Origin of the sequence: Lelliottia nimipressuralis (assembly GCF_041464075.1) — a bacterium.
In the GTDB taxonomy this organism is placed as follows: domain Bacteria; phylum Pseudomonadota; class Gammaproteobacteria; order Enterobacterales; family Enterobacteriaceae; genus Enterobacter; species Enterobacter nimipressuralis.
The window spans coordinates 3,517,297-3,541,025 of record NZ_CP167172.1; the positions used below are offsets into that span (position 1 = coordinate 3,517,297).

The following is a 23,729-nucleotide window of genomic DNA, read 5'->3' on the forward strand; positions in this document are numbered from 1 at the left end:
AGATCGCCTCATGATTCGCTCTGTCACCCTGCTCATGGTTATGCTGCTGTGCCCTGCCCTCTACGCAATGCCGGTTTCTTATGCCATTAACAGCGAAAAAACGCCCATCACCCTGTCGTGGCATGCCTTTGGCGGCATCCTTTCCTGGGCGAATCTCAATGGCGTGACGGGAAACGTCACGCTGGACCCGACCAATGAATTTGCCGATCGCATTGATGTGACCATTCCCGTCGCCACGCTGGTGGCCTCTAACCGTCTGCTCACCTGGCAGCTCAAGAGCGATATGTTTTTCGATGCCGCGCGCTACCCTACGATCAGGTTCAGCAGCACCCGGGTGGTGGCGCTGGGTGATGGCCATTACAGAGTGTTTGGCTCGCTAAAGGTCAAAGATATTCAGCGCCCGGTGATCCTGGAAGCGACTCTGGACGAAAACAAAGCGGCAGAGGCAATCTCCCTTAATGCCACCACCGCCATCTCACGCTCCGCCTATCACATGGATAAATTCGCGATGGTGGTAGATGACCGCATCGCGATAAAAATTGCGATCGACGCCCACGCGTCATAAAAGTCTTAACTGCAGCTGGCGTGCGCTGGCGGTGAGCGCCTTCGACGGGGTGCGGCCAATCAGCACATACTGATAGTCACTGTCGTTCCACCAGGCAATATTCATGCTGTGCCGCTGCTCGTTTTTGATATCCGTGACAACGGCCTTCTCAAGGGGCGAAATGCACAGCGCCAGCGGGCCGAAATCCGCGTGCAGCCAGACGATCTGCGCGATAGCGGTGCTGTCGTAGCGCAGCATCCGCACCATCTTCAGCTCGGCGCCCGCAAGTGCCAGTTGCTGCTCATTCACTTTCAGGCCGATATCCTGAGCGGTTCGCTGGATCCCCTGGGCAATCACCGACGGCGAGCTGTCCACATCCAGCAGGGTTTCAGCGCTGTAAAGCGACATATACTGAGCCTCAAGATCGCGAATCTGCTCGTTCTCACTCATTATCACCGCCATAGGGCGCGCCAGATACCCCAGCCCGGAACCGATCGCCAGGAAACTCAGTGATGCGGCAATCAGCGCACGTCGGCTGACGCCTGCGCGCGCGCCTGCAAGATAGTTATCGAGCCGCTGCTGCATCTGCACTTCGGGTGCCTCTTTCAGCAACGGGGCAAACGCCTGCTGATAGTCCTGATGGCTGTTTTTCAGCGTCTCCATGCGCTGTGCCAGGGAGGTATCCACACACAGTTGTGCTTCAAAAACACGGGCGTCGGCGCTCTCCATCTCACCATCCAGCCAGGCGATAATCGCATCGTCGTGATAAGGGGGCGTAAAACGTAACGAGTTCATGAGCGTTTCTCCTTCGCCACCGGACGGACATCCACCGTTTTGGCGAGCCGCGCCCGCGCCGTTGCCAGTCGGCTCATGATGGTGCCGATGGGAACCGACAGCGTATCCGCCGCCTCCTGGTAGGTAAATCCTTCGACATAGACTAAAAACAGCGTGTTGCGCTGGGCTTCCGGGAGGTCATTCACCCGCTGCATGATTTGCTGATAATGCAGACGATCGTCATCCTGCCCGTGAGTATCCGGGGCGATCAGATCTTCGCCTGGGACAAACCCCTGCCCCTGGCGGACGTGGCGCGCGCGCAGTTCGGAGATCCAGATCGAGTGTAAAATCGAGAACAGCCAACGGTCGATCCGCGTGCCCGGCGTATATTGCGCGCTCCTTTCGAGCGCGCGGACGCAGGTCGACTGAACCAACTCTTCAGCCAGATCCCGGTTGCGCGACAGCACCAGTCCGTAGCGCCAGAGACGCGTCAGATGTGCCGCCAGCTGTTGGCGAACGTCACTGGTTGTGATTTTCTACCCCTCCCGCAGAGATCAGGACTCCGGATGCCCGTCGATTGCCGCCTGCAGATCGCGGTACTCTTCGCAATCCTGGCCGCAGATCCCGGCAATGACTTTTAGCTGCTCTTTCGCCAGATCCGGGCGACCTTTTACCATCCATGCTTCCCCCAGATACTCCCGCGCTTTGGCATAGTTGGGCTGCAGGGCGAGCGATCGCTGGTAATAGCCAATGCCTTCATCCGTGCGCCCCAGTTTGCGGGTCGCATAGCCACGGTAGTTCCACGCCTCGGCCGTGTTGGCGTTTTTTAACGTATCCAGCAGGTTCAATGCCGCCTGATACTCGCCTTTTTTCGCGAGGTGGTACGCATAATTGGTTTTGTCCTCATCGCTGAGGCTGCTGGTTTTCTCCGGGACACACTTCTTGCTCACACTGTCGTAGACCTGCCCTGAGGGGCAGTCCGGCGTTTTGCTTTCAGTATCAGTATTGCCCATGGCAAAGCCCTGCGGGGTCTGTAACAAAAATAACAGTACCGGGATAGCCAGAGGACGGGTGAAGGTACGGACTGAGGATGCGTTCATTTTGTACTCCTGGTGAAGGTGGGCAGGTCAACAAGGAGTAAACGCCCGAGCGCCCGATTCTATTCGCAGAAAATGCAGTTGAAATGACAGCCGAAATCATACTTATGGCCTATGCCATTCGTAATCAGTGAACGGTAGATTCAGATAATAATTAACGCAGGCTTAATTCCTGTCTCTAATAGCACACTCTTCACCGCCCGCCATTTTTATTTTTAATTCGGTCGCAAACATAATATATCGTATAAATAATTTCTTAACCCCACCTGAATTAACAATTAAGCCCACCTTAATTAAATACCCATTTACATTCAAAAATATCAAATATATTCAAATAAATGCTTTGGTATTATATTTAACAAATGACAGGCGAAAAACGACAAAGCCTTATGCCGCAAGGCTCAGCACCCTCGCGCAAGCTGTACAAACCGGCAGAAAACTATTCAATTCAGAAGGGGTTAACTTGTCCATAATTGGCGCTTCATTTGCATATTCCGTTATTTATAGCTATATCATTTTCAGACCATTCAAATAATATCTTTATAAATCACAGGGCTTTATATAACACAAAAAACGCCGAATACAAGTTAACCCAAAGCAAATAAATCGATTCATCTGATGTTGCCACTAATTGCTGGCGGGCATCGGCCGCTCTGAAGATAACAACGGTGAGCACTATTTTAAAAATAGCGACTCCGCCGGGGGCGCTCTGTACCCGCAGAAAGATGATGGCTTCGTCTTGCACGCCATATCAATAAAAATCTGTTGGGAGTCATCAATATGAGCCAAATCTCTGTCATTTCGAAACTTACTGGCGTGGAAACCACCACCGAAGGCACTCAGGTTACTCTGGATCACTCCTCTATTGTGAAGCTCCACGTTGGGCGAGGTGACATTTCACACTACACGCGCAGTGGCGAAGACCTGATCGTGACCCTGAATTCGGGCGAAACCATCACCCTCAAAAACTTCTACGTCGGAGACGCTCAGGGCGCCAGCCAGCTGGTGCTGGAAGAGGGCAACGGCGCGCTGTGGTGGATTGAAGATCCCACCGCCGCCACAGAACACTATGAAGCGATTTCTTCGATTGATGCGCTGATGGCCTCCTCCGGTGATACGGGCGGCGCGGCGATCTGGCCGTGGGTGCTCGGTGGCGTCGCTGTCGCAGGTGGGATCGCGCTTGCCGCTGGCGGCGGTGGCGGTGGCGGAGGTGGTGGCGGAGACGATGATAACGGCAACGGCAACCCAGGCAATCCGGGGAACCCGTCTGACCCGGATACCACGCCGCCTGACGCGCCGACCAATCTGCAGTTCTCGGCAGACGGCAATATCGTCACCGGGACGGCAGAACCGAACAGCACCATCACCCTGAAAGATGCGAACGGAAATCTGGTCGGCACCGGCAAAACTGGCAGCGACGGTAAATTCACTATTGAACTGGGCACCCCGCTCAACAACGGCGAGCAGATTACCGCCACCGCGACCGACTCCTCCGGCAACGTCAGTAAAGAGGCCCATGCCACCGCCCCGGATCTGGTCACGCCCGACGCACCGGATATTTTAATCGTTAACGACGATGTCGGCAGCGAAACCGGCCCGCTGGATAACGGGCAGCGAACCGATGATGCGCGCCCTACCCTGAGCGGTATCGGCGAAGCCGGAACCACCATCACTGTCTTCGATAACGGCACCAAAATCGGCACCACCAAAGTAGATGCCAACGGCAACTGGAGTTTCACGCCGCCTAACGCGCTGGCTAACGGCAGCCACACCCTGACCACCACCGCGACCGATGCGGCAGGCCACACCAGCCCGCCTTCTGCGGGGATCACCATTGTGGTGGATACGGTCGCGCCAACGGCACCTGTGATCTCCAGCGTCACGGATGACGTCAATCCTGTCACCGGGCCGGTGAACAATGGCGGCAGCACCAACGATCAGCGCCCGCAGCTCACGGGTACCGCCGAAGCGAATTCAACGGTCACGATCTACGATAACGGCATTGCGATTGGCACCGTCACCGCTGCCGCAAACGGCAGCTGGAGCTTTACCCCGTCGGTCAATCTGAGTGAAGGCAGCCATGTGCTGACGGTGCGCGCCACGGATGTGGCGGGTAATACCGGCCCCGCCTCACCGGGCTTTACGATTAATGTCGATGTGACCGCGCCCGCCGCGCCATCGGCCTTTGTGGTGAACGATGAAGTCGGCTCCATACGCGGTGCGGTTACAGCAGGCCAGACAACCGACGCCAGCCAGCCGAGGCTCACGGGCCGTGGCGATCCGGGCAGCACGATTATTATTTACGATAACGGCGTGGAAGTGGGCAGAGTCACCGTCGGCCCGAACGGGCTGTGGAGCGTAGCGCCTGACGGCCCGCTGGCGGAAGGCCCCCACTCCGTCACCGTGCGTGAAATTGACGCCGCCGGTAACCAGAGCGGATTGTCTCAGCAGATTAACTTTATCGTCGACACGATCGCGCCAGGCCAGCCGACCGTCACCCTCAATCCTGCCGGGAACCAGGTCACCGGTACGGCTGAACCGAACAGCACGATCACCATCAGCAACGGCACCGGCGTGATCGGCACCGGCGTTGCGGATGGCAACGGCAACTACACCATCACCCTGAATACCGTACAAAATAACGGGCAAACCCTCTCGGTCGTCGCTTCCGACGCCGCCGGGAATGCCAGTATCCCGGGCACGGTCACCGCCAGTGACAGCATCGCACCTAACCCGCCAACAGGGCTGACGGTCTCAGGTGACGGGACCAGCGTTAGCGGAAACGCCGAGCCAAACAGCACCGTCACCATCAAAGACACCGGCGGCGGCGTGATTGGCACCGGCACCACCGATGCTAACGGCCATTTCACCGTGCCGGTCTCCCCGCCGCAAACCAATGGCGAAGTGCTGGATGTGATCGCAAGCGACGCCGCGGGCAATGACAGCCAGCCAGGGCACGCCGACGCGCCGGATACAACCGATCCGCTGGCCCCAACGAATCTGGTGGTTTCTGACGATGGCACGACCGTCACCGGCCAGGCCGAACCGGGCAGTACGGTGAGCATTAAAGGGCCGGATGGCGTGGAAATCGGCAGCGGCAAAACGGGCGATAACGGCGATTTTTCCGTTATCCTTTCGCCGCCGCAAGTTAACGGCGAAAAGCTGACGGCTGACGCCACGGACCTTGCCAACAACACCGGCCCCACGGCTCCGGTAACGGCACCGGATACCACCCCGGCGCAAACGCCGGAGATCACCTCGGTCTACGATGACGCCGTTAATGTGGTGGGTGATGTCGCCAACGGCGGCCTGACTAACGACCCGACGCCGACCATTCGCGGCACCGGAGAGCCGGGCACCACGCTCTATCTGTTCAGCGGTTCCGATCAAATCGGCACCCTCGTCATTCCCCAAAGCGGTAACTGGGAATTTACGCCATCGGTGCACCTGCGCGAGGGCGGCCACGTCCTGACGGCCACCGCGATCGACGACGCCGGAAATGCCAGCGGCACGTCGAACAGCTGGAGCATTACGGTTGATAGCGTGATCCCTGCCGCACCGGTGATCACCTCCGTCGTTGACGATGTCCCGGGCAGAACCGGGCCGCTGGATACGGGTGAAATCACAAACGACTCCCGTCCGACGCTCAACGGTACGGGCGAACCGGGCGCCACCATCAGCATTCGTCTGGACGGCGTGCAGATCGGCACCGCGCTGGTCAGCAACGGCGGGGCATGGACCTTTACCCCGACGCTGGCGCTCCCTCAGGGCGGGCCGCATACGCTGACCGCCGTCGCGATCGATCAGGCCGGGAACGTCGGCACGGTTTCAAACGGTTTCCAGATCATCGTAGACACTACGCCACCACCGGCGCCGTCGATCGGTACGGTCACCGATAACTCTGGCGCTGTCACCGGCCCGCTCACCAGCGGTACACCGACGGACGAAACCCTTCCTGCGATGACGGGGACCGCCCCGCCGGATACGATTATTACCGTTTACGACGGCACAACTCTGCTCGGCACTGCCACGCTTGACGGTAACGGTGGCTGGAGCTTTACCCCCACCACTCCGCTCACCAACGGCACTCACTCCCTGACGGTGGTCGCGACCGACTCCGCAGGCAACGCCACCGCCTCACCGCCGTTTAGTTTGGTGGTGGATACCGTGGCCCCTGCGACGCCAGATTCTCCGGACGTCACCGTGAACCCGGACGGCCTGCCGACCGGCACACCGCTCAATCCGGGCGAAGCCACCCGCGACACCACGCCGACCTTAAGCGGCACCGGTACGCCGGGCGATACGGTCACGATCTACATTGATGGCGTCAAACAGCCCGATGTGGTCACCGTTCAGCAGGACGGAACATGGAGTTGGACGCCGACTCAGGCGCTGCCAAACGGCTCTTACGATGTCGCCCTGACGGTCACCAATCAAGACGGCGCGGGCAACGAAAGTGCGCCATCCCAGCCGGTCACCATCGTGATTGATACGGACCCGCCTGCCACGCCAACCGCACCGGTCGTCACCGATAACGTCAGCCAAATCACCGGGCCGGTCGATAACGGCGACAGCACCAACGATTCGCGTCCGGTGCTGAGCGGCACCGGTGTGGCGAACGACGTGATTATTATTTACGACAGCGTCGGCGGTGCGCCGAAGCAGGAGGTCGGGCGCGTCACCGTTGGCGCGGACGGCAGCTGGAGCTGGCGGCCAGACACCCCGCTGACGCAAACCACCCATGCCTTCACCACCACCGCCACGGACGAAGCGGGGAATATCTCGGGCGTCTCCCCGGTGGTGACCATTACCGTGGATACCACGCCTCCGTTGACGCCGGCGATCACCGCAGGCACCGTCGCGAGCGGCGGTTCGACGTCAGACACCACGCCGACCATCAGCGGAACGGGCACCAGCGGCGACACGGTGATTATCTATAACAACGGGGTCGAAGTTGACCGCGTCAACGTCACCAACGGCACCTGGACCTGGACCAGCCCAACCGTCGCTGACGGCGCGCTGAACCTGACTGTCTCCTCCGTCGATGCGGCGGGTAACGTCAGCGGCACCAGCCCGGTGTACACCATCACGGTGGATACGATCGCCCCGACGACGCCGCAGATTGATACGATCTCCAGCAGCACGCTGGCGAACGGCGTGCTGTACACCAATGACAACACGCCAACCATCAGCGGGAAAACCGAGGTCGGGAGTACCATCACCGTCTCTGTTGACGGGGGGGCGCCGCTACAGGCCACCGTGGATGCTAACGGCAACTGGACGCTGACGCTGCCAGACGGCTCGGCGCTGAGCGATGCGCCTCATACCATTATCGTCACGGCCACCGACGCCGCCGGGAACGCCACCCCGAGCGCGCCGGTTACCGTAACCGTTGATACGGATGCGCCAGACGCGCCGGTCGTCAGCAGTCTCGCAATCGAAGGGACACCGTTGACCGGGACCGCAGAAGCCGGTTCCACGGTAATCGTTAAAGGGGAAAATGGCGTTGAACTGGGTCGCGGGGTGGCCGATGCGGGCGGCAATTACTCCATTGCCCTGTCACCGGCGCAGACCAACGAAACCACGCTCACCGTCACGGCCAGCGATGCGGCAGGCAACGTCAGCGGCCCAACGGATTATCAAGTCACAGACACTCCGGAGCTGCCAGCCGTCCCGACCATCACCTCAATCATTGATGACAACGGCACGAATGGCACCGTCGAAGTGAAAGGGGCAAGTTCCAACGACACCACGCCAGTCCTGAGCGGGACCGCCCCACCGAACAGCATTGTGACCATCTACCTTGACGGGGGTCTGGTGCCATACGCCGTTGTCACCGCCAGCCCAACCGGCGAGTGGACGGCCAGCTCGCTGATCCCGCTCGGCGAGGGGCCACACAGCTTTACCGCCACCACCACCGAGGGCGGTTTGACGAGCGGTCTCTCCCCGGCGGCTACCGTCACCATCGATCTCACCGCGCCTGGTACACCGGTGCTCGGCGCAGTGACCGATGATGTCGGTCCTGGTACCGGGCCGCTGACCAGCGGTCAAACCACCAACGACAGTCGCCCAACCCTGAGCGGCACCGCAACGGCGGGCGACACCATTACCATCTACAACAACGGTACCGCCATTGGCACCGTTGTTGTCGGCTCGACGGGCACCTGGAGCTTCACGCCAGGCGGTGCGCTGGGAGAAGGCAACCACGCCCTGACCATTTCCGCCACCGATCCGGCGGGGAATGAAAGCGCACAATCACCGGCATTCAACATCGTGGTCGATACGGTCTCCACCACGCCGGTCATTGTCGGGGCAGACGATAATGTCGGCACCGTGACCGGGAATGTCCAAACCGGTGGCACCACCAACGACACCACGCCGACCCTTTCGGGCACGGCAGAAGCCAACAGCAGCGTGGCGATTTTCGAAGGCAGCACCCAGATTGGCACCGCCACCGCTAACAATCTGGGGAACTGGACCTTCACCCCCACCACGCCGCTCACCGAAGGCTCACACACCTTTACGGTGGTCGCGACCGATCCACAAGGGAACGTCAGCACCAGCTCCAATAGCTATAACGTGATTGTCGATCTGACCCCACCAGCAGTGCCGGTGCTCAGCGCCGTCGCCGATGATATTCCGGGCGGCGTGGTCGGGAATCTGACCGCAGGACAGGTCACTAACGACGCCACGCCAACCTTCACCGGGACGGGCGTCACGGGCAGCACCGTTCATATCCTGAATAACGGCGTAGAAATTGGCACCGCAGAGGTCATTAACGGTTCGTGGACCTTTATGCCGCCAAACGGGCTGACGGATGGCCTGTACAACATCAGGGTCAATGCCACCGATGCAGCGGGTAACGTCTCCGCTAACTCGCCGGTCTTCTCCTTCACCGTCGACACCACGCCGCCAGACGCGCCGGTGCTCACCACGGTGCAGGATGACGTCGGGCCGGTCACCGGCACGATTCCTGAAAATGGCACCACCAATGACAACCGTCCAACCTTCAACGGTACCGGCGAAGTCGGGGCGACCGTCACCCTGCTCAACGATGGACAACCCTTCGGCACCGCAGTGGTGAACGCCCAGGGGAACTGGACCTTCACGCCAACCGCACCGATGGCTGACGGGCCACACACCATCACCCTCAGCACCACCGACGCGGCGGGCAATACCAGCACCACCTCCACCACCTTCGATCTGACGGTGGATACCCAGCCGCCAGCGGCACCGACCATTATTAACGCCACCGATGACGTCGGCAGCGTGCTGAACCCGGTTCTGTCCGGACAGACCACCGACGACACCCGGCCTCAGCTGAACGGCTCGGCGGCGAACAACGCCACGATCATCATCTATGAAAACGGCGTGCAGGTCGGCACCGTGCAGGCTAACGGCTCGGGCGAATGGAGCTTCACCCCGCCGAACCCGCTGAGCAACGGCAGCCACACCTGGACCGCCACCGCGACCGACGCGGCGGGCAACGTCAGCGTGGCCTCGCCGGGCTTCACGGTGATCGTCGATACGGTTGCACCGCTGGCACCGGTTATCACTCAGGCGCTTGACGATGCAGGAACCGTCACTGGCCCGCTCGGCAGCGGCCAGACCACCGACGACACGCTCCCGCGCCTGATCGGGACCAGCGAGCCGAACGCCAGCATCAATATCCTCGAAAATGGTCTGGTGATCGCCACCACCACGGCGGACGCCAGCGGGAACTGGGCGGTGACGCTCACCACCGCACTTGGCGCGGGACCGCATGCCTTTATTGCCCAGGCGACCGACGCAGCGGGCAACAACAGCGATCCGTCGGCAACCTTTACCCTGAATGTCGACCTCACGCCGCCGGCCGTTCCGGTACTGGTTTCCGTGGTGGATGACGTCGGAACCGTGACGAATCTGACCAGCGGCCAGCTCACCAACGATGCACAGCCGACGCTCACCGGGACAGCCGAAGCGGGATCGACGGTGAAAATCTTTGATAACGGCGTGCTGATTGGCACCGTCACAGCCACCGGAGGTGCGTGGTCCTTTACGCCGTCACCGGCGCTGGGCGACGGGCTGCATCCGCTGACCATCACCGCCACCGACGCCGCGGGTAACGCCAGTGGCCCGACAACGGCCTTTGTGGTCAATGTCGATGCCACTGCGCCAACGGCGCCAGTGATCGCCTCGGTCGTGGATGATGTCGGTACTGTCACCGGGCCGGTGATTAACGGCAACCCGACCAACGACACCCAGCCGACGCTGAGCGGGACCAGTGAGCCTAACGCGGTGGTGCGGATTTATGACGGCACGACGCTGGTCGGCACCGTCACCGCGGACACCAACGGCAACTGGACTCTGCCACAGACCACCACCACGCTGACCAACGGGCAGCACAACTTTACCGCGACCGCCACCGACGCGGCGGGCAATACCAGCGCACCATCGTCCATCACCTCGATTGTGGTGGATACGGTTGCTCCGGGGCTGCCGGGCACGCTGGCCGTAATCAGTAACGGCACCCACGTCACCGGTCTGGCGGAAGCAGGCAGCACTGTCACCATTACCAGCAGCACCGGAACAGTGCTCGGCACGGCGACAGCGGACGGCAGCGGGGCTTTCAACGTCACCATTTCACCGGCGCAGACCAACGGCGAAACGCTGCTGGCCTTTGCCACGGATAAGGCCGGGAACGCAGGCAATACCCAGAGCGTCACCGCGCCATTCACCAACCTGCCGAATGCGCCGCTGATCACCACCGTCAACGACAACGTGGGGACCATTACCGGTAATCTGACCAACGGCAAAGCCACGGATGACACGACGCCAACCCTGAGCGGGACGGCGCAGCCGAACTCCACCATCACGCTGTATAACAACGGCGTGGCGATGGGCACCACGACCACGGATATCAACGGTAACTGGACCTTCACTACGCCTGCACTGAGCGAAGGTTCTCACGCGTTTACCGCCACGGCGACCAACGTCATCGGCGGCACCGGGCCGGTCTCGATCCCGACCACCGTTATCGTTGATACCGTCGCACCGAATGCGCCGAACGGAACCTTTAACGCCGACGGCAGCGTGCTGACGGGCAGCGCAGAAGCGGGCAGCACCGTGACGATTCGCCTGGCGGATGGCACCCTGGTGACCACCACGGCGAACGCCGGAGGCACCTACAGCTACACCTTCCTCAATAAACAGACGGAAGGCCAGACCCTGCAAATCACCGCCACCGATGCGGCAGGCAACACCTCGACGCCAGGCTCTGCGCTGGCGCCGGTTGTGCCGCTGTCGGCAAGTTCTAACGTCGAGGAGCTGGCGCTCACCTCCGACGCCACGGTGACCAACGCCCAGTACAGCGATTACGGATTCCTGCTGGTCGGGGCGCTCGGTAACGTGCTTACCCTGCTCGGCAACGATACGGCGCAGGTCGGCTTTACCGTGGGTGCGGGCGGGAATGCGGATATTTCGATTAACGCCGATGCCACAGGCGTGGTGCTGTCGCTGCTCAACACCCTGGAAGTGGTGGTGCAGCGCTGGGATGCGGTCAACGGCACCTGGACCACGGTGGTGGATACCGGTCTGCCGCAGTTCGCCAACCTGCTGACGCTGGGCGCCAACGGCGTCACCCTTAACATGACCGGGCTGACCGAGGGCCAGTACCGCGTACTCAGCTACAACACCAACCTGCTGGCGACCGGGTCGTACACCAGTCTTGACGTGGATGTCACCGAAACCAGCGCCGGGACGGTAACGGGTGTGACCACCCAGTCCGGTAACGTCATTCTGGACAATGACCCGACCACCGGCAGCGACAACGCCCCGGCAGGCACTCGCATCACCGCCGTCACCGATTCCCAGGGCCACACGGTGAACGTGACGGCGGATGGTACGGTGATCCAGGGCCAGTACGGTACGCTGACGATTAACCTCAACGGGAGCTACACCTACACCCTGACCAACACCAGCGCCGCGATTCTGGGCCGGACCGAGAGCTTCACCTACACCATCGGGCATAACGGTTCCACCGCCTCGGCGCAGCTGGTGATCTCCCTCGGGGCCAACACCGTCACCAACAGCGTCACGGCGGTCGATGACGCCGCGAGTTTCACCTTCGACACCAGCGTTCACGCCATCAACAACGGCACGTCGTCCCAGGGCGGCTTCACCGTGGTGGGCGTCAATCTGGGCAACACGCTGAGCCTCAATCTGCTCGATGATTTGAGCAATCCGATCATCTATAACGTGGCGGAAGGCACCACCCGCACCATGACCATCCAGGCCTCCGTCGGCGGCGTGGCGCTGGCTTCGGTGTTCGATCTTTACGTCTATAAATTCAACGACGCGACGCAAACCTTCGAGCAGATGCGCGTTCAGCCAGGCTGGCTGCGCGCGCCGCTGCTGGGCGGTACGTCGGGCACCCTGACGCTCAACCTGCCGGCCGGGGAGTACCTGTTCCTGCTGAACACCGCAGCCGGGATCACGGCGCTGACGGCCTACACCCTTAACGTACTGGAAGACCATGTCTACACCGTTTCGAGCGTCGGCGGCAGCACCACCGGCGACGTGCTGGCGGATGATATTATTCCGGCGGGTACCCACGTCACGGCGGTGAACGGCGTGGCGGTCAACGGTACGGGCGTCACCACCATTCAGGGGGAATATGGCACCCTGACCATCAATGCGGACGGTAAATACACCTATACCCTGAACAGCGGCGTCGGGGCCGATCACATCAAGACGCCGGACACCTTCGTCTATACGGTGACCGCGCCAAACGGCGATAAAGACACGGCGTCCCTCAACATCACCCCAACTCCACGGGCGATGGATGCGGTCAACGACGTGAGCGCGGTGATGGATGTGACGTCGGTGCACCATACGGCGGCCTACTCGGACACCACCGTCGGCAACGCCACCTGGACGGCTGCTCTGCTGGCGGCAACCCAGGGCAGCGGCAGCGGTACCTTCGTGGTCGACGCCAACACCGCCCTGCATAACGTGGTGCTGCACTTTAACGTCGCCTCGCTGCTCTCGCTCGGCGGCCTGACGGTGGACTGGGTGCTGTCGAACGGTGCCACCACCGTGCGCAGCGGTTCGTTCAACGGCGGATTACTGCTGGGCGGCACCGCAACCATCAACCTGAACGGGCTGGATCTGGAGGCGGGCACCTACACCCTCTCCTACACCGGGAAGATGGGCGCGCTGGCGGTGGGGCAAATCACCATCACCCCGGACGTGGTGGGGACCACCTACTCGCTCAATCAGTTCGATTCCACCAGCGGGCACACCGTTAACGGCAACATCTTTGACGGCACCGATTCGCAGGGGGCAATGGATCAGCTGCACTCGGTGGATACCCGTCTGAGCATCACCGGTTACAACGGCGTGACCACCACCCTCGACCCGTACACCACCAGCGCCGCGAATGTGACCATTCAGGGACACTACGGCACGCTCTCCATCGGCGCTGACGGTCATTACACCTACACGCTTAATACCGGCGTGTCGCTCTCCAGCATCACCTCGAAGGAGGTCTTCAACTACACCCTGACGGACACGGCAGGGAAAACGGACAGCGCGTCGCTGACCATCAACATGGCGCCGCAGTTCATCAGCTCTGAGCATAACGACGTGATCAATGGGACGGCTTACGGCGATACCCTGATTTATCAGGTGCTGAACAACACCGTGGGTAACGCCACGGCGGGCAACAGCACCGGGGATCACTGGACCAACTTCTCCATCAGCCAGGGGGACAAAATTGATATCGGCGATCTGCTGGTGGGCTGGAACGGACAGGCATCCACGCTTGGCAACTACGTGCATGTCACCACCAGCGGTAACAACACTGTGATCTCCATCGATCGTGACGGTACGGGGAGCACCTACACTAATACGACGCTGGTCACTCTGGACAACGTACAGAGTAGCTACGACGAACTGGTTAATCAGCACCACAACATCATTACCTGATAGCACAACACAACTGACCCGGGCGTTCAGCGCCCGGGCATCAAGAATAAAAAGTACAAATTTATTAGGGACATGACATGGGAAAGAAGATGCCTTACTGGTGGCTCTCGTGCTGCCTGATATCTGTGCCCGTTCTCGCGGCTAACCCTGCGGGCGTAATCAACACCGGCCTGCTGAGTGAAGAACAGGAGCTGCCGTCCCTGAATGGCCGCGTTGCGCCCGTCGCCAACAAAGCCGCTCCGGGTACGCTGCTGCTGGGCGATGCCGTAAACCGCGCCGTCAGCTGGCATCCGACCATCAGCGAAGCGGTCGGTAAACTCTACGAACAATCAGAACAGGTCGACGTCGCCAAATCGAAATACTATCCGCAGGTCAACGCGGGAATGGACGGCGGCTATACCCACGACGGCAGCGATAACGGCTTTACCCCGTCGCTGGTGCTCTCCGTTTCACAAATGCTTTACGACTTTGGCAAAGTGGCAAGCCAGGTGCGAGCCGAAAGCGCGGGCGTGGCGCAGCAGCAGGCCAACGTGCTGGTGAGCATTGATACCATCGCCCACGACACCGCCCTGGCAATGGTGCAGGTGCAGACCTGGCAGCAAATGGTGGAAACCGCCAAAGAGCAGTTGGATGCGCTGTCGTCCATCGGCTCGCTGGCGCGTCAGCGCAACGACGAAGGGGCAAGTTCCCTTTCGGACGTGGTGCAGACCGATGCCCGCATCGAAGGCGCGCGGGCGCAGCTCATGCAGTATCAGGCCAGCCTCGACAGCTCCCGCGCCACGCTGATGAGCTTTCTCGGCTGGAACAGCCTGAACACCATCAGCAACGATTTCCCGGCAAAACTGGCCCGCAGCTGCGACGTCGCCGAGCCGGACGACCGTCTGGTGCCCGCCGTGCTCTCCGCGTGGGCGCAGGCCAACGTCGCGCAGGCCAATCTCGACTATGCTAACGCGCAAATGACGCCGACCGTCTCGCTGGAGCCGGAAGTGCGCCACTACCTCAACGACCGCTATGCGGGCAACGATTCGCTGGATCGTACCCAGTATTCCGCGTGGGTAAAAGTGCAGATGCCGCTCTATCAGGGCGGTGGTCTTACCGCCCGGCGTAACGCCGCCGGACATGCCGTCGAAGCCGCGCAGTCGACCATTCAACGCACCCGCCTCGACGTGCGCCAGAAGCTGCTTGAATCACGCAGCCAGGTGATGAGCCTGCTGAGCACCCTGCAAATCCAGGCCCGGCAGGAGGCGCTCAGCGTCCGCACCCGCGAACTCTATCAACAGCAATATCTCGATCTCGGCTCACGGCCGCTGCTCGACGTGCTTAACGCCGAGCAGGAGGTGTATCAGGCGCGTTTCACCCAGCAGCAAACCGCCGGACAGCTCCACCAGCTGGAGCTGAGCTGCCTGTACAACACGGGCCTTTTGCGTCATTCGTTCGATCTTGAGAACCGCACCATTCAGACTGTGGAGATCCAGCCATGAAGCAAACCGATAATCCGCAGATCGAAAGTATTCCCGAAGAGACGCTGGAGCACTGGGCGCAGGCGTTTGGCTACGTCGCCAGCCGCTATCGCGTGGCCTGCTCCCCAGGCGCACTGGTCGCCGGGGCGCCATGGCTGAAGGGCAAACCCATGGTACCGGCGCTGACTCAACTGGCGCGCGAAGCAGGACTTTCCTTTCAGCTGCTGACCGCCACGGAGCAGTCCATCAACAGCTGGAAACTGCCGGTAGTGGTGGAGCTTAACGAGGGAAAAATCGGCGTCATTGAACATTTCGACGGCGACGACACCCTTGATATCAACTTTATCGACACCACACCGCACAACAACCGCGTGTCGATGACCGCTCTGCTGCCCGCCATACGTCACGTGGTCGCCCTGCGCCCGCTGGCGGCGCTAAAAGACAGCCGCGTGGATGCCTATATTTCCAAATACCGCCCCGACTGGCTCTACCGGCTGGTGATGCGCGACATGCGTCCCTATACCTGGGTGATGCTGGCGGCGCTGTTCATCAACGTGCTCTCCCTCTCCGGGATCGTGTTTTCAATGCAGGTTTACGACCGGGTGATCCCCGCCCAGTCCTATCCGACGCTTTACGTGCTGACCATCGGCGTGCTGATCGCCACCCTGTTTGGCTTTGTGCTGCGTGTCGCGCGCGGCCACATCATGGATCTGCTGGGAAAACGCGCCGATCTGCGGGTGTCGGATCGGGTGTTTGGCCACGCCCTGCGCCTGCGTAACAGCGCGATCCCGCGCTCAACCGGGAGCTTTATTTCGCAGCTGCGCGAGCTGGAGCAGATCCGCGAGATGGTCACCTCCTCCACCATTTCCACCATCGTCGATCTGCCGTTTTTCTTCCTGTTCGTGGTGGTGCTGGCGATCATCGCGCCGCAATTAGCCTGGATCGCCCCCGTCGCTGCCGTGCTGATGGTGCTGCCCGGCCTGCTGCTGCAGAAAAAACTCGCGGCGCTGGCGAAGCAGTCAGCCCATGAATCGACCCTGCGCAACGCGGTGCTGGTCGAGAGCGTACAGGGGCTGGAGGACATCAAGCTGATGCAGGCGGAAAACCGCTTTTTACAGCAGTGGAACAGCTATATCCAGATCACCGCCGAGTCCGGCCTGCGCACCCGCGAGCTGACGCAAAACCTGATCAGCTGGGGGATGACCATTCAAAGCCTGGTGTACGCCGGGGTGATCGTGGTCGGCGCGCCGATGGTGATCGACGGCACCTTAACCACCGGTTCGGTGGTGGCGGCCTCGATGCTGGCGTCGCGGATGATCGCCCCGATGGCGACCCTGTGCGGCGTGCTGGCGCGCTGGCAGCAGGTGAAAGCCGCCAAAGAGGGGCTGGACAGCATCATGCAGCTGCCGACGGAAAACCAGCGCGAAGAGACGCCGATCCGCCAGGACGTGCTGCGCGGGCACTACCTGTTCGATCAGGCGCAGTTTCGCTATCACCCGGAAGATCCGCGTATGGCCCTGCGCATTAACCGCCTGGAGATCAAACCCGGCGAGAAAGTGGCGATCCTCGGGCGTAACGGCGCAGGGAAATCCACCCTGTTACAGGCGCTGTCGGGCGGAATGGATCTGGCAGGCGGCGAGCTGCGGCTCGACAACCTTAGCCTGCCGCATCTGGACGTCGCGGACCTGCGGCGCAACGTCGGCTTTATGACCCAGAACGCACGGCTGTTCTACGGCACTCTGCGGGAGAACATCACGCTTGGGATGCCGCGCGCCACGGATGAAGAGATCTTCGCCGTGCTGGAGATGTGCGGCGCGGCGAGCTTTGTGCAAAAGCTGCCGAAAGGTCTCGACTATCCGATCATGGAGAACGGCGTGGGACTGTCTGGCGGGCAGCGTCAGTCGATTTTGCTGGCGCGCATGTTCCTGCGCGATCCCAATATCGTGCTGCTCGATGAACCGACCGCATCGCTGGATGAGCACACAGAGCGCGAGTTTCTTCAGCATCTCGGCGCGTGGCTCGGCAACCGGACGCTGATCGTCGCCACCCACCGCGTGCCGGTGCTGGAGCTGGTGGAGCGCGTGGTGGTGCTGAAAGAGGGCATGCTGGTGATGGACGCGCCAAAAGCGCAGGCCCTGAGCAACAGCCGCATGCAGCAACAGGCAAACGGACGGGAGTGGAAAAATGAAAATCAGTCAGCGTGATGTCGCGGCGATGGACGATCTCGATAACGCTCTCGACTCCGAAAGCGGTTATTCCGGCGCGCGGCGCATCGTGATCCTCTCCCTGCTGCTGTTTATTATCGTCGGCGTGTGGGCGTGGTTTGGCATTCTCGACGAGGTTTCAACCGGGACGGGGAAAGTGATCCCCAGCTCGCGCGAGCAGGTGCTGCAGTCCCTCGACGGCGGGATCCTGACTGAACTGAACGTGCGCGAAGGCAATGTGGTGCAGGCGGGCCAGGTGCTGGCGCGACTCGATCCCACGCGTTCAGAATCTAACGTCGGTGAAAGCGCGGCGCGCTATCGTGCATCGCTGGCCTCCAGCGTGCGCCTCACCGCCGAAGTGAACGATCTGCCGCTGGTTTTTCCCCCTTCCCTGAAACAGTGGCCGGAGCTGATCGCCGCCGAAACCCGGCTCTACACCTCGCGCCGCGCACAGCTTGAGGACACTCAGCGCGAGCTGAAAGCTGCCCTGAGCCTCGCGAATAAAGAGCTGGCTATCACCCAGCGGCTGATCAAAACCGGAGCGGCCAGCCACGTGGAGGAGTTACGCCTGCAGCGGCAAAAAAGCGATCTGGAACTGAAGCTGACGGACGTGCGTTCGCAATACTACGTGCAGGCGCGCGAGGCGCTGTCGAAAGCCAACGCGGAAGTCGATATGGTCTCGGCGGTGCTGAAAGGCCGCGAGGATTCCGTGACGCGCCTGACCGTGCGATCGCCGGTGCGTGGGATCGTGAAAAACATCAAGGTGACGACCATCGGCGGGGTTATCCCCCCGAACGGCGAGCTGATGGAGATTGTGCCGGTCGACGATCACCTGCTGATCGAAACCCGCCTGTCACCGCGCGATATCGCCTTTATCCACCCGGAGCAAAAAGCGCTGGTTAAAATCACCGCCTACGATTACGCCATCTACGGCGGGCTGCACGGCGTGGTCGAAACCATTTCACCAGACACCATTCAGGACGAAGCCAAACCCGAAGTGTTCTATTACCGGGTGTTTATCCGCACCAGCCAGGATTATCTGGTCAATAAAGCGGGCCGCAAATTCTCGATTGTGCCAGGGATGATTGCCACGGTGGATATCAAAACCGGAGAGAAATCGGTGATGGATTATATGATTAAGCCGTTTAACCGGGCGAAAGAGGCGCTGCGGGAGCGGTAATGGGGATGCGTCGCCAGTAAAAAAGCCCGGTAGTGCTGATGCTTACCGGGCCTACAAGCTGTCAGGTCGGGTAAGTACCGCACCACCCGATCTTTTTTTTCGACTTTTGCACCGGTGCAGCCTGCCATCCCGTATTTTCTGAATCCGCTTCGCAGTATGACATTTCTCCCTCTGTCTCCCCTTTCCAGCGCCTCTCTACCAGGCGTATGTTTCTCTGGCCTTGCAGGCATAAGGCAACACGGGTCTAATTCCGATAAATTAGAAAACAGCAGGATCGCACTTGTGCACAGTGCGGCTGTGCAATAATATCACCACAGCTTCACAGGGATCGGAGCTAACATGCATTATGTTGAAGAACATTAAAAACTTTCGCGATCAGTGGCTTGAAGATTTTTTTCTGTATGGGAAATCTCACAAAATATTCCCGTCGAGCATTGAAGCCGCCCTGGCGAGAAAACTGGACATCATCAATGCCGCCACGTCACACAGAGATCTGCGCTCTCCACCGGGCAATATGTACGAAGAATTGAATCCTCCGATGACGGGCTTTTCTTCAATACGGGTTAACAAACAGTACAGGCTGATATTCAAATGGGTGGCGGGGAAAGCCGAAGATATCTACCTCGCCCCGCATAAATATAAGCCTTATAAATAGTGAGGTAACACTCCATGACTCTCCCGCAGGCAACCCGCAAACCCACCACGCCGGGCGATGTGTTGCAGTACGAATACCTTGAACCGCTAGATTTTAAAATCGCAGATTTGGCCGACATGCTTAACGTGCACCGTAATACCATCAGTGCGCTGGTCAATAACAACCGCAAGCTGACCGCCGACATGGCGCTACGCCTTGCCAGAGTGTTTGATACCTCCATCGAGTTCTGGCTCAACTTGCAGCAAAATGTGGATATCTGGGAGGTGCAGAACAATACGCGCACTCAGGAAGAGCTGAGCCGAATCAAAACAGTTGCAGAGGTTCTGGCAAAACGAAAATCTCACCAGCAGGACATCGCCTGAACTCTGCTACAGTAGCGCCAACATAAAAAATTCAGGGAGTGAACATGCGCCAGAGAACGATTGTTTGTCCGATTATCCAGAACGACGGGGCTTATCTGCTGTGCAAAATGGCGGCGGATCGCGGTGTGTTTCCCGGCCAGTGGGCGCTGTCGGGCGGCGGTATGGAACCGGGTGAAACCATGGAGCAGGCGCTGCGGCGCGAAATTCGCGAAGAGCTGGGCGATGCACTTGAGATCACCGCCGTCAAACCCTGGGCGTTTCGCGATGATACCCGGGTGAAAACCTATGCCGACGGCAGCACCGAAGAGATCTATATGATTTACCTTATCTTCGACTGCGTCAGCGCCAATCGCGATGTGACCTTTAACGAAGAGTTTCAGCAGATCGCGTGGATGCAGCCGGAGGCCTTAAAAACGCTGGATCTCAACGAGGCCACCCGTTTTACGTTTGCGCAGAAGGGTTTGTTGTAGCCCCCCACTGTCCCGGCGTTTTGCCGGTGTAGGTGCGAAAGACCTCAGTGAATGCGCTGACGCTGTTGTAGCCGCACGACAGCGCAATCCATCCCACCGGTTTTCCCTCCTCCAGCCACTCCATCGCCCTGATCACACGGGCCAGCTGCCGCCAGTTCACAAAATTCATGCCCGTTGCGGCGCTGAACTGCCGGTGAAACGTGCGCACGCTCATCCCGGACTGGCGTGCATACTCTTCCACCGGGAGCACATCGTCCACGGCGTTCAGCAGCGTGCGCGCGATTTTCAGTAAACGCGGGTGAGCGGGCATCGGCAGCCGAAAGCGATCCTGCCGGGACAGAGCCAGCTCGCGGGTGAGCATGGAGATCATCTGCGGATCTGCGCCCTCGCCCGCCTGGCACAGCCGCAGGAACAGCGCCTCGCACAGCCTTTCCGGTTCGAAAACCGCCGGTTGCTCGGACAGGGCTGAACAACAGGCTGAATCCAGATACAGAGACTGGCCCTCAATGGCGCTTTCCGACAGCGCGGCATGACGCAGCCCAGCCGGGATCCAGCCGATATGCTCTCGCGGCACCACCCAGCGCCCCTTTTCGGTCTCGATAATCAGCAGGCCCGACGTCATACGGCAGAGCTGGCCGGTGGCGTGAGCATGCCAGTCGGTTCGATAGCCCGATGGATGGCGAAGAGGTTCAGTGGTCATCAACATAGTTTGGCCGAAAATCGTTATTGATTGCCTGATTACAGAAACTACGCCAGATTCTGTCAAGGATAATGTGCTCTCACCCTCTTTAAAGGAGCACAACAATGTCCCTCATCACTGACCTGCAGGCTGCCTCTGACGAATCGTCCTGCCGCGCCCTCACCCAACGGCTGTTAACCGATCTTTTCGCGGGAACGCTGGCTCCGGCAGCGATTTTCTCGAATGACTACCAGCAGCATACGGACGGTAACGTGCTCAATTTCGCTGAATTTGTACGGCACTTAGATCACGTCCGCACGCAAACTAACGGGATCACCTTCAGGGTCGAGCAGGCATGCTGCACGCCGCATATGCTGGCAGACCGCCATATCGTCACCGTAAGCAAAACGGACGGACATACGTCAGAAATTGAGGTGTACCTGTTTGCCCGCCTGCGCGAGGGGAAAATCTGGCGGATAGATGAAGTGACCCGAGTGATAAAAGGCGACCACGCCGACAAATCCCTTGCCAGCGCGACGTCGTAGTTAACTCACTTGCTGCTGTGAAGCGAAGCGATACACGCGCACATAGCGGGTAAATTTTCCGACAAACACGCCCGCAAAAACGCCCCCGGAGATAATCGCAAATGCGCTCATTCCGGGCTGCTGCAGCGTGGCGGGGGAGACGGCAGTCATCACCCCGAGCACATATTTCACGCCAAACGCCAGCATCATCAGCGGCAGCGCCGAGTAGTCGGCCTGCCGGTACAGACTGCGCGGGAGTTCCGCGCGCGTTACCGCCGTCTGTCTGATGAGCAAATAGCCCAGCGCTGCGCCTGCCAGCAAACCGGCGATCCACAGGGCGCTGCTGGCGACGGTGAGTTTGCGGAACACCACCAGATCGTAGATATCCCAGAAAAGAAAAATGGCGGGGATAATCGCGAGCTTTTCCAGCGTCACGATGGCGGGTTTGCGTGCTTTGATGCCGCGAGTGATGAGAAAGACAAACAGCACCCACACCCAGACGGGCGTATGGGTAACCACACCGGTGAGGAATTCAGTCATGGGTTTTACCGTCAGTGATATTTCGCACCGGGTAATTATTACGCATGATAGCGGCTACGCCATCATGCGTAAGGCTGTTCAGAGCGAAATTTTCAGGCGGCGAACCGCCTCTTTCAGCTGCTCATCCGTGGCCGTGACAAACGACATGCGCAGCGTCGCGCGGTCGGGTTCGCTGCAATAGAAGAACTCACCGGGTACGAACACCACGCCATTCGCCAGCGTCTTCGCCAGCCATTCGGTGGTATTAAGACCGTTGTTGAATTTCGCCCACAGGAACATCCCGCCCTTCGGTTTATGGAAGGTCAGCACATCACCCAGCTCTTTTTCCAGCTCATTCGCAAAGGTCTGATATTTCTGGCGATAGGCATCGCGAATCAGCGCAATCTGCCCGGCCAGACGCCCGGTTTGCAGATACTCGTAAGTCATCAGCTGCGACAAGGTGCTGGTATGCAAGTCGGTGGTTTGCTTGAGATTCACCACCGCCCGTTTCAGCCACTCAGGCACCACCAGCCAGCCGACGCGCGTGCCGGGTACGAGGATTTTGGAGAACGTCGAGGTATAGACGACGTTATCTTCGTTGCCTATCGCTTTGGCATGAGCCATCAGCGGGCGGAACACGTCAGAGGTGTAGTTAATTTCGCTGTAGGGGTCGTCTTCGATAATCACGAAATCATAACGTTTTGATAGCTCGACCAGCTGTTTGCGGCGGTTTTCAGAGAGCGTCACGCCGCCTGGGTTACCAAACGTCGGCACGATGTAGACGGCTTTGATGGTTTTGCGGCTGACCAGGGCTTCCAGTTCATCAACTTTCATCCCTTCCCCATCGGTGCCGACAGATTCAAGTTGAGCCTGCGCCAGACTAAAGACCTGCAGCGCGGCGAGATAGGTCGGACGCTCCACAACCACGGTATCGCCGGGATTGATCAGCGCGCGGGCCAGAATATCCAGCGACTGCTGGGAGCCTGAGGTGACCACCACGTCATCGGCCTGACAGGCGATCCCACGGTCGGCGCAGATCTGCCCGATCGCGTCGCGCAGTCCCGGATAGCCTTCGCTCAGACCGTACTGGAATGCTTCACCAAAATGGCGGGATAACACGGCATCTGCCGCAATCTGTAACCCTTCATGATCGAAAAGATCGGGATTGGGAATGCCGCCGCCGAGGGAGATCACACCCGGCATTTTGCTGTGTTTTAATAATTCACGGATGGCGGAGGATTGCAGGCTCTGCACGCTGCTGGCGAGTTTGTTTTTAGACATACTGTCGATACCC

The 23,729-nt window shown here is 59.9% G+C and carries 16 protein-coding genes; 9 read left to right on the forward strand and 7 right to left on the reverse strand.

Annotation, left to right across the window (positions count from 1 at the left end; all coding sequences use genetic code 11):
* Positions 1–10: 10 nt before the first annotated feature.
* A complete protein-coding gene (locus tag ACB496_RS16930) occupies positions 11–565 on the forward strand; it encodes a YceI family protein (RefSeq protein ID WP_371973112.1) in 555 nt (184 codons plus the stop codon).
* Here the strand turns inward: ACB496_RS16930 and ACB496_RS16935 are convergent.
* From ACB496_RS16935 to ACB496_RS16950, 4 genes are all read right to left on the reverse strand, one after another.
* Entirely contained in the window at positions 560–1,339 is a 780-nt protein-coding gene (locus ACB496_RS16935; RefSeq protein ID WP_100779231.1) for an anti-sigma factor, read from the reverse strand. The two genes, ACB496_RS16930 and ACB496_RS16935, sit on opposite strands and share 6 nt — an antisense overlap.
* Complete coding sequence (locus ACB496_RS16940; protein ID WP_231276845.1) at positions 1,336–1,812, reverse strand: sigma-70 family RNA polymerase sigma factor; 477 nt, start codon at positions 1,810–1,812, stop codon at positions 1,336–1,338. Before ACB496_RS16940 ends, ACB496_RS16935 begins: the two co-directional genes overlap by 4 nt.
* A 60-nt stretch (positions 1,813–1,872) precedes the next feature.
* Entirely contained in the window at positions 1,873–2,418 is a 546-nt protein-coding gene (locus ACB496_RS16945; protein ID WP_102105388.1) for a tetratricopeptide repeat protein, read from the reverse strand.
* 544 nt (positions 2,419–2,962) lie between these two features.
* The gene (locus tag ACB496_RS16950) at positions 2,963–3,160 is read right to left on the reverse strand and encodes a hypothetical protein (RefSeq protein WP_100779228.1); all 198 of its coding nucleotides are present in this window, start codon (positions 3,158–3,160) and stop codon (positions 2,963–2,965) included.
* Positions 3,161–3,195: 35 nt separating this feature from the next.
* Here ACB496_RS16950 and ACB496_RS16955 point away from each other — a divergent pair, with 35 nt between their 5' ends.
* The 7 genes from ACB496_RS16955 (at position 3,196) to nudI (ending at position 20,713) form a co-directional block, all read left to right on the forward strand.
* Positions 3,196–14,382 carry a BapA/Bap/LapF family large adhesin gene (locus ACB496_RS16955; protein ID WP_371973113.1) on the forward strand — a complete coding sequence of 3,729 codons (11,187 nt, stop codon included), beginning with the start codon at positions 3,196–3,198 and terminating at the stop codon, positions 14,380–14,382.
* A 77-nt stretch (positions 14,383–14,459) separates the two neighbouring features.
* Positions 14,460–15,863, forward strand: a complete 1,404-nt coding sequence (locus ACB496_RS16960) for a TolC family outer membrane protein (protein WP_100779226.1) — start codon at positions 14,460–14,462, stop codon at positions 15,861–15,863.
* Positions 15,860–18,046, forward strand: a complete 2,187-nt coding sequence (locus ACB496_RS16965; RefSeq protein WP_371973114.1) for a type I secretion system permease/ATPase — start codon at positions 15,860–15,862, stop codon at positions 18,044–18,046. Before ACB496_RS16960 ends, ACB496_RS16965 begins: the two co-directional genes overlap by 4 nt.
* A 10-nt stretch (positions 18,047–18,056) precedes the next feature.
* Positions 18,057–19,226, forward strand: a complete 1,170-nt coding sequence (locus tag ACB496_RS16970) for an HlyD family efflux transporter periplasmic adaptor subunit (RefSeq protein WP_100780833.1) — start codon at positions 18,057–18,059, stop codon at positions 19,224–19,226.
* A gap of 346 nt (positions 19,227–19,572) precedes the next feature.
* A complete protein-coding gene (locus ACB496_RS16975) occupies positions 19,573–19,881 on the forward strand; it encodes a type II toxin-antitoxin system RelE/ParE family toxin (protein WP_231275152.1) in 309 nt (102 codons plus the stop codon).
* 14 nt (positions 19,882–19,895) lie between these two features.
* Entirely contained in the window at positions 19,896–20,243 is a 348-nt protein-coding gene (locus ACB496_RS16980; protein ID WP_371973115.1) for a HigA family addiction module antitoxin, read from the forward strand.
* Positions 20,244–20,287: 44 nt separating this feature from the next.
* Complete coding sequence (gene nudI, locus ACB496_RS16985) at positions 20,288–20,713, forward strand: nucleoside triphosphatase NudI (RefSeq protein WP_371973116.1); 426 nt, start codon at positions 20,288–20,290, stop codon at positions 20,711–20,713.
* On the opposite strand, the gene ACB496_RS16990 is transcribed toward nudI, so the two are convergent.
* A complete protein-coding gene (locus tag ACB496_RS16990; protein ID WP_371973117.1) occupies positions 20,685–21,419 on the reverse strand; it encodes a helix-turn-helix domain-containing protein in 735 nt (244 codons plus the stop codon). The genes nudI and ACB496_RS16990 overlap by 29 nt on opposite strands.
* Positions 21,420–21,517: 98 nt before the next feature.
* On the opposite strand from ACB496_RS16990, the gene ACB496_RS16995 reads away from it, so the two are divergent.
* Positions 21,518–21,937, forward strand: a complete 420-nt coding sequence (locus ACB496_RS16995; RefSeq protein ID WP_371973118.1) for a nuclear transport factor 2 family protein — start codon at positions 21,518–21,520, stop codon at positions 21,935–21,937.
* Here the strand turns inward: ACB496_RS16995 and ACB496_RS17000 are convergent, their stop codons facing one another.
* Both ACB496_RS17000 and ACB496_RS17005 read right to left on the reverse strand, forming a co-directional pair.
* Entirely contained in the window at positions 21,938–22,456 is a 519-nt protein-coding gene (locus ACB496_RS17000; protein WP_371973119.1) for a DUF6622 family protein, read from the reverse strand.
* 78 nt (positions 22,457–22,534) lie between these two features.
* Complete coding sequence (locus tag ACB496_RS17005; protein WP_371973120.1) at positions 22,535–23,716, reverse strand: PLP-dependent aminotransferase family protein; 1,182 nt, start codon at positions 23,714–23,716, stop codon at positions 22,535–22,537.
* Between the last annotated feature and the right edge of the window lie 13 nt (positions 23,717–23,729).

What these genes read in the sequence shown, in the direction of transcription:
- ACB496_RS16930 (WP_371973112.1), top strand. Translation starts at nt 11, where the DNA reads ATGATTCGCTCTGTCACCCTGCTCATGGTTATGCTGCTGTGCCCTGCC.
- ACB496_RS16935 (WP_100779231.1), bottom strand. Translation starts at nt 1,339, where the DNA reads ATGAACTCGTTACGTTTTACGCCCCCTTATCACGACGATGCGATTATC.
- ACB496_RS16945 (WP_102105388.1), bottom strand. Translation starts at nt 2,418, where the DNA reads ATGAACGCATCCTCAGTCCGTACCTTCACCCGTCCTCTGGCTATCCCG.
- ACB496_RS16955 (WP_371973113.1), top strand. Translation starts at nt 3,196, where the DNA reads ATGAGCCAAATCTCTGTCATTTCGAAACTTACTGGCGTGGAAACCACC.
- ACB496_RS16960 (WP_100779226.1), top strand. Translation starts at nt 14,460, where the DNA reads ATGGGAAAGAAGATGCCTTACTGGTGGCTCTCGTGCTGCCTGATATCT.
- ACB496_RS16965 (WP_371973114.1), top strand. Translation starts at nt 15,860, where the DNA reads ATGAAGCAAACCGATAATCCGCAGATCGAAAGTATTCCCGAAGAGACG.
- ACB496_RS16970 (WP_100780833.1), top strand. Translation starts at nt 18,057, where the DNA reads ATGGACGATCTCGATAACGCTCTCGACTCCGAAAGCGGTTATTCCGGC.
- ACB496_RS16975 (WP_231275152.1), top strand. Translation starts at nt 19,573, where the DNA reads ATGTTGAAGAACATTAAAAACTTTCGCGATCAGTGGCTTGAAGATTTT.
- ACB496_RS16980 (WP_371973115.1), top strand. Translation starts at nt 19,896, where the DNA reads ATGACTCTCCCGCAGGCAACCCGCAAACCCACCACGCCGGGCGATGTG.
- nudI (WP_371973116.1), top strand. Translation starts at nt 20,288, where the DNA reads ATGCGCCAGAGAACGATTGTTTGTCCGATTATCCAGAACGACGGGGCT.
- ACB496_RS16990 (WP_371973117.1), bottom strand. Translation starts at nt 21,419, where the DNA reads ATGTTGATGACCACTGAACCTCTTCGCCATCCATCGGGCTATCGAACC.
- ACB496_RS16995 (WP_371973118.1), top strand. Translation starts at nt 21,518, where the DNA reads ATGTCCCTCATCACTGACCTGCAGGCTGCCTCTGACGAATCGTCCTGC.
- ACB496_RS17000 (WP_371973119.1), bottom strand. Translation starts at nt 22,456, where the DNA reads ATGACTGAATTCCTCACCGGTGTGGTTACCCATACGCCCGTCTGGGTG.
- ACB496_RS17005 (WP_371973120.1), bottom strand. Translation starts at nt 23,716, where the DNA reads ATGTCTAAAAACAAACTCGCCAGCAGCGTGCAGAGCCTGCAATCCTCC.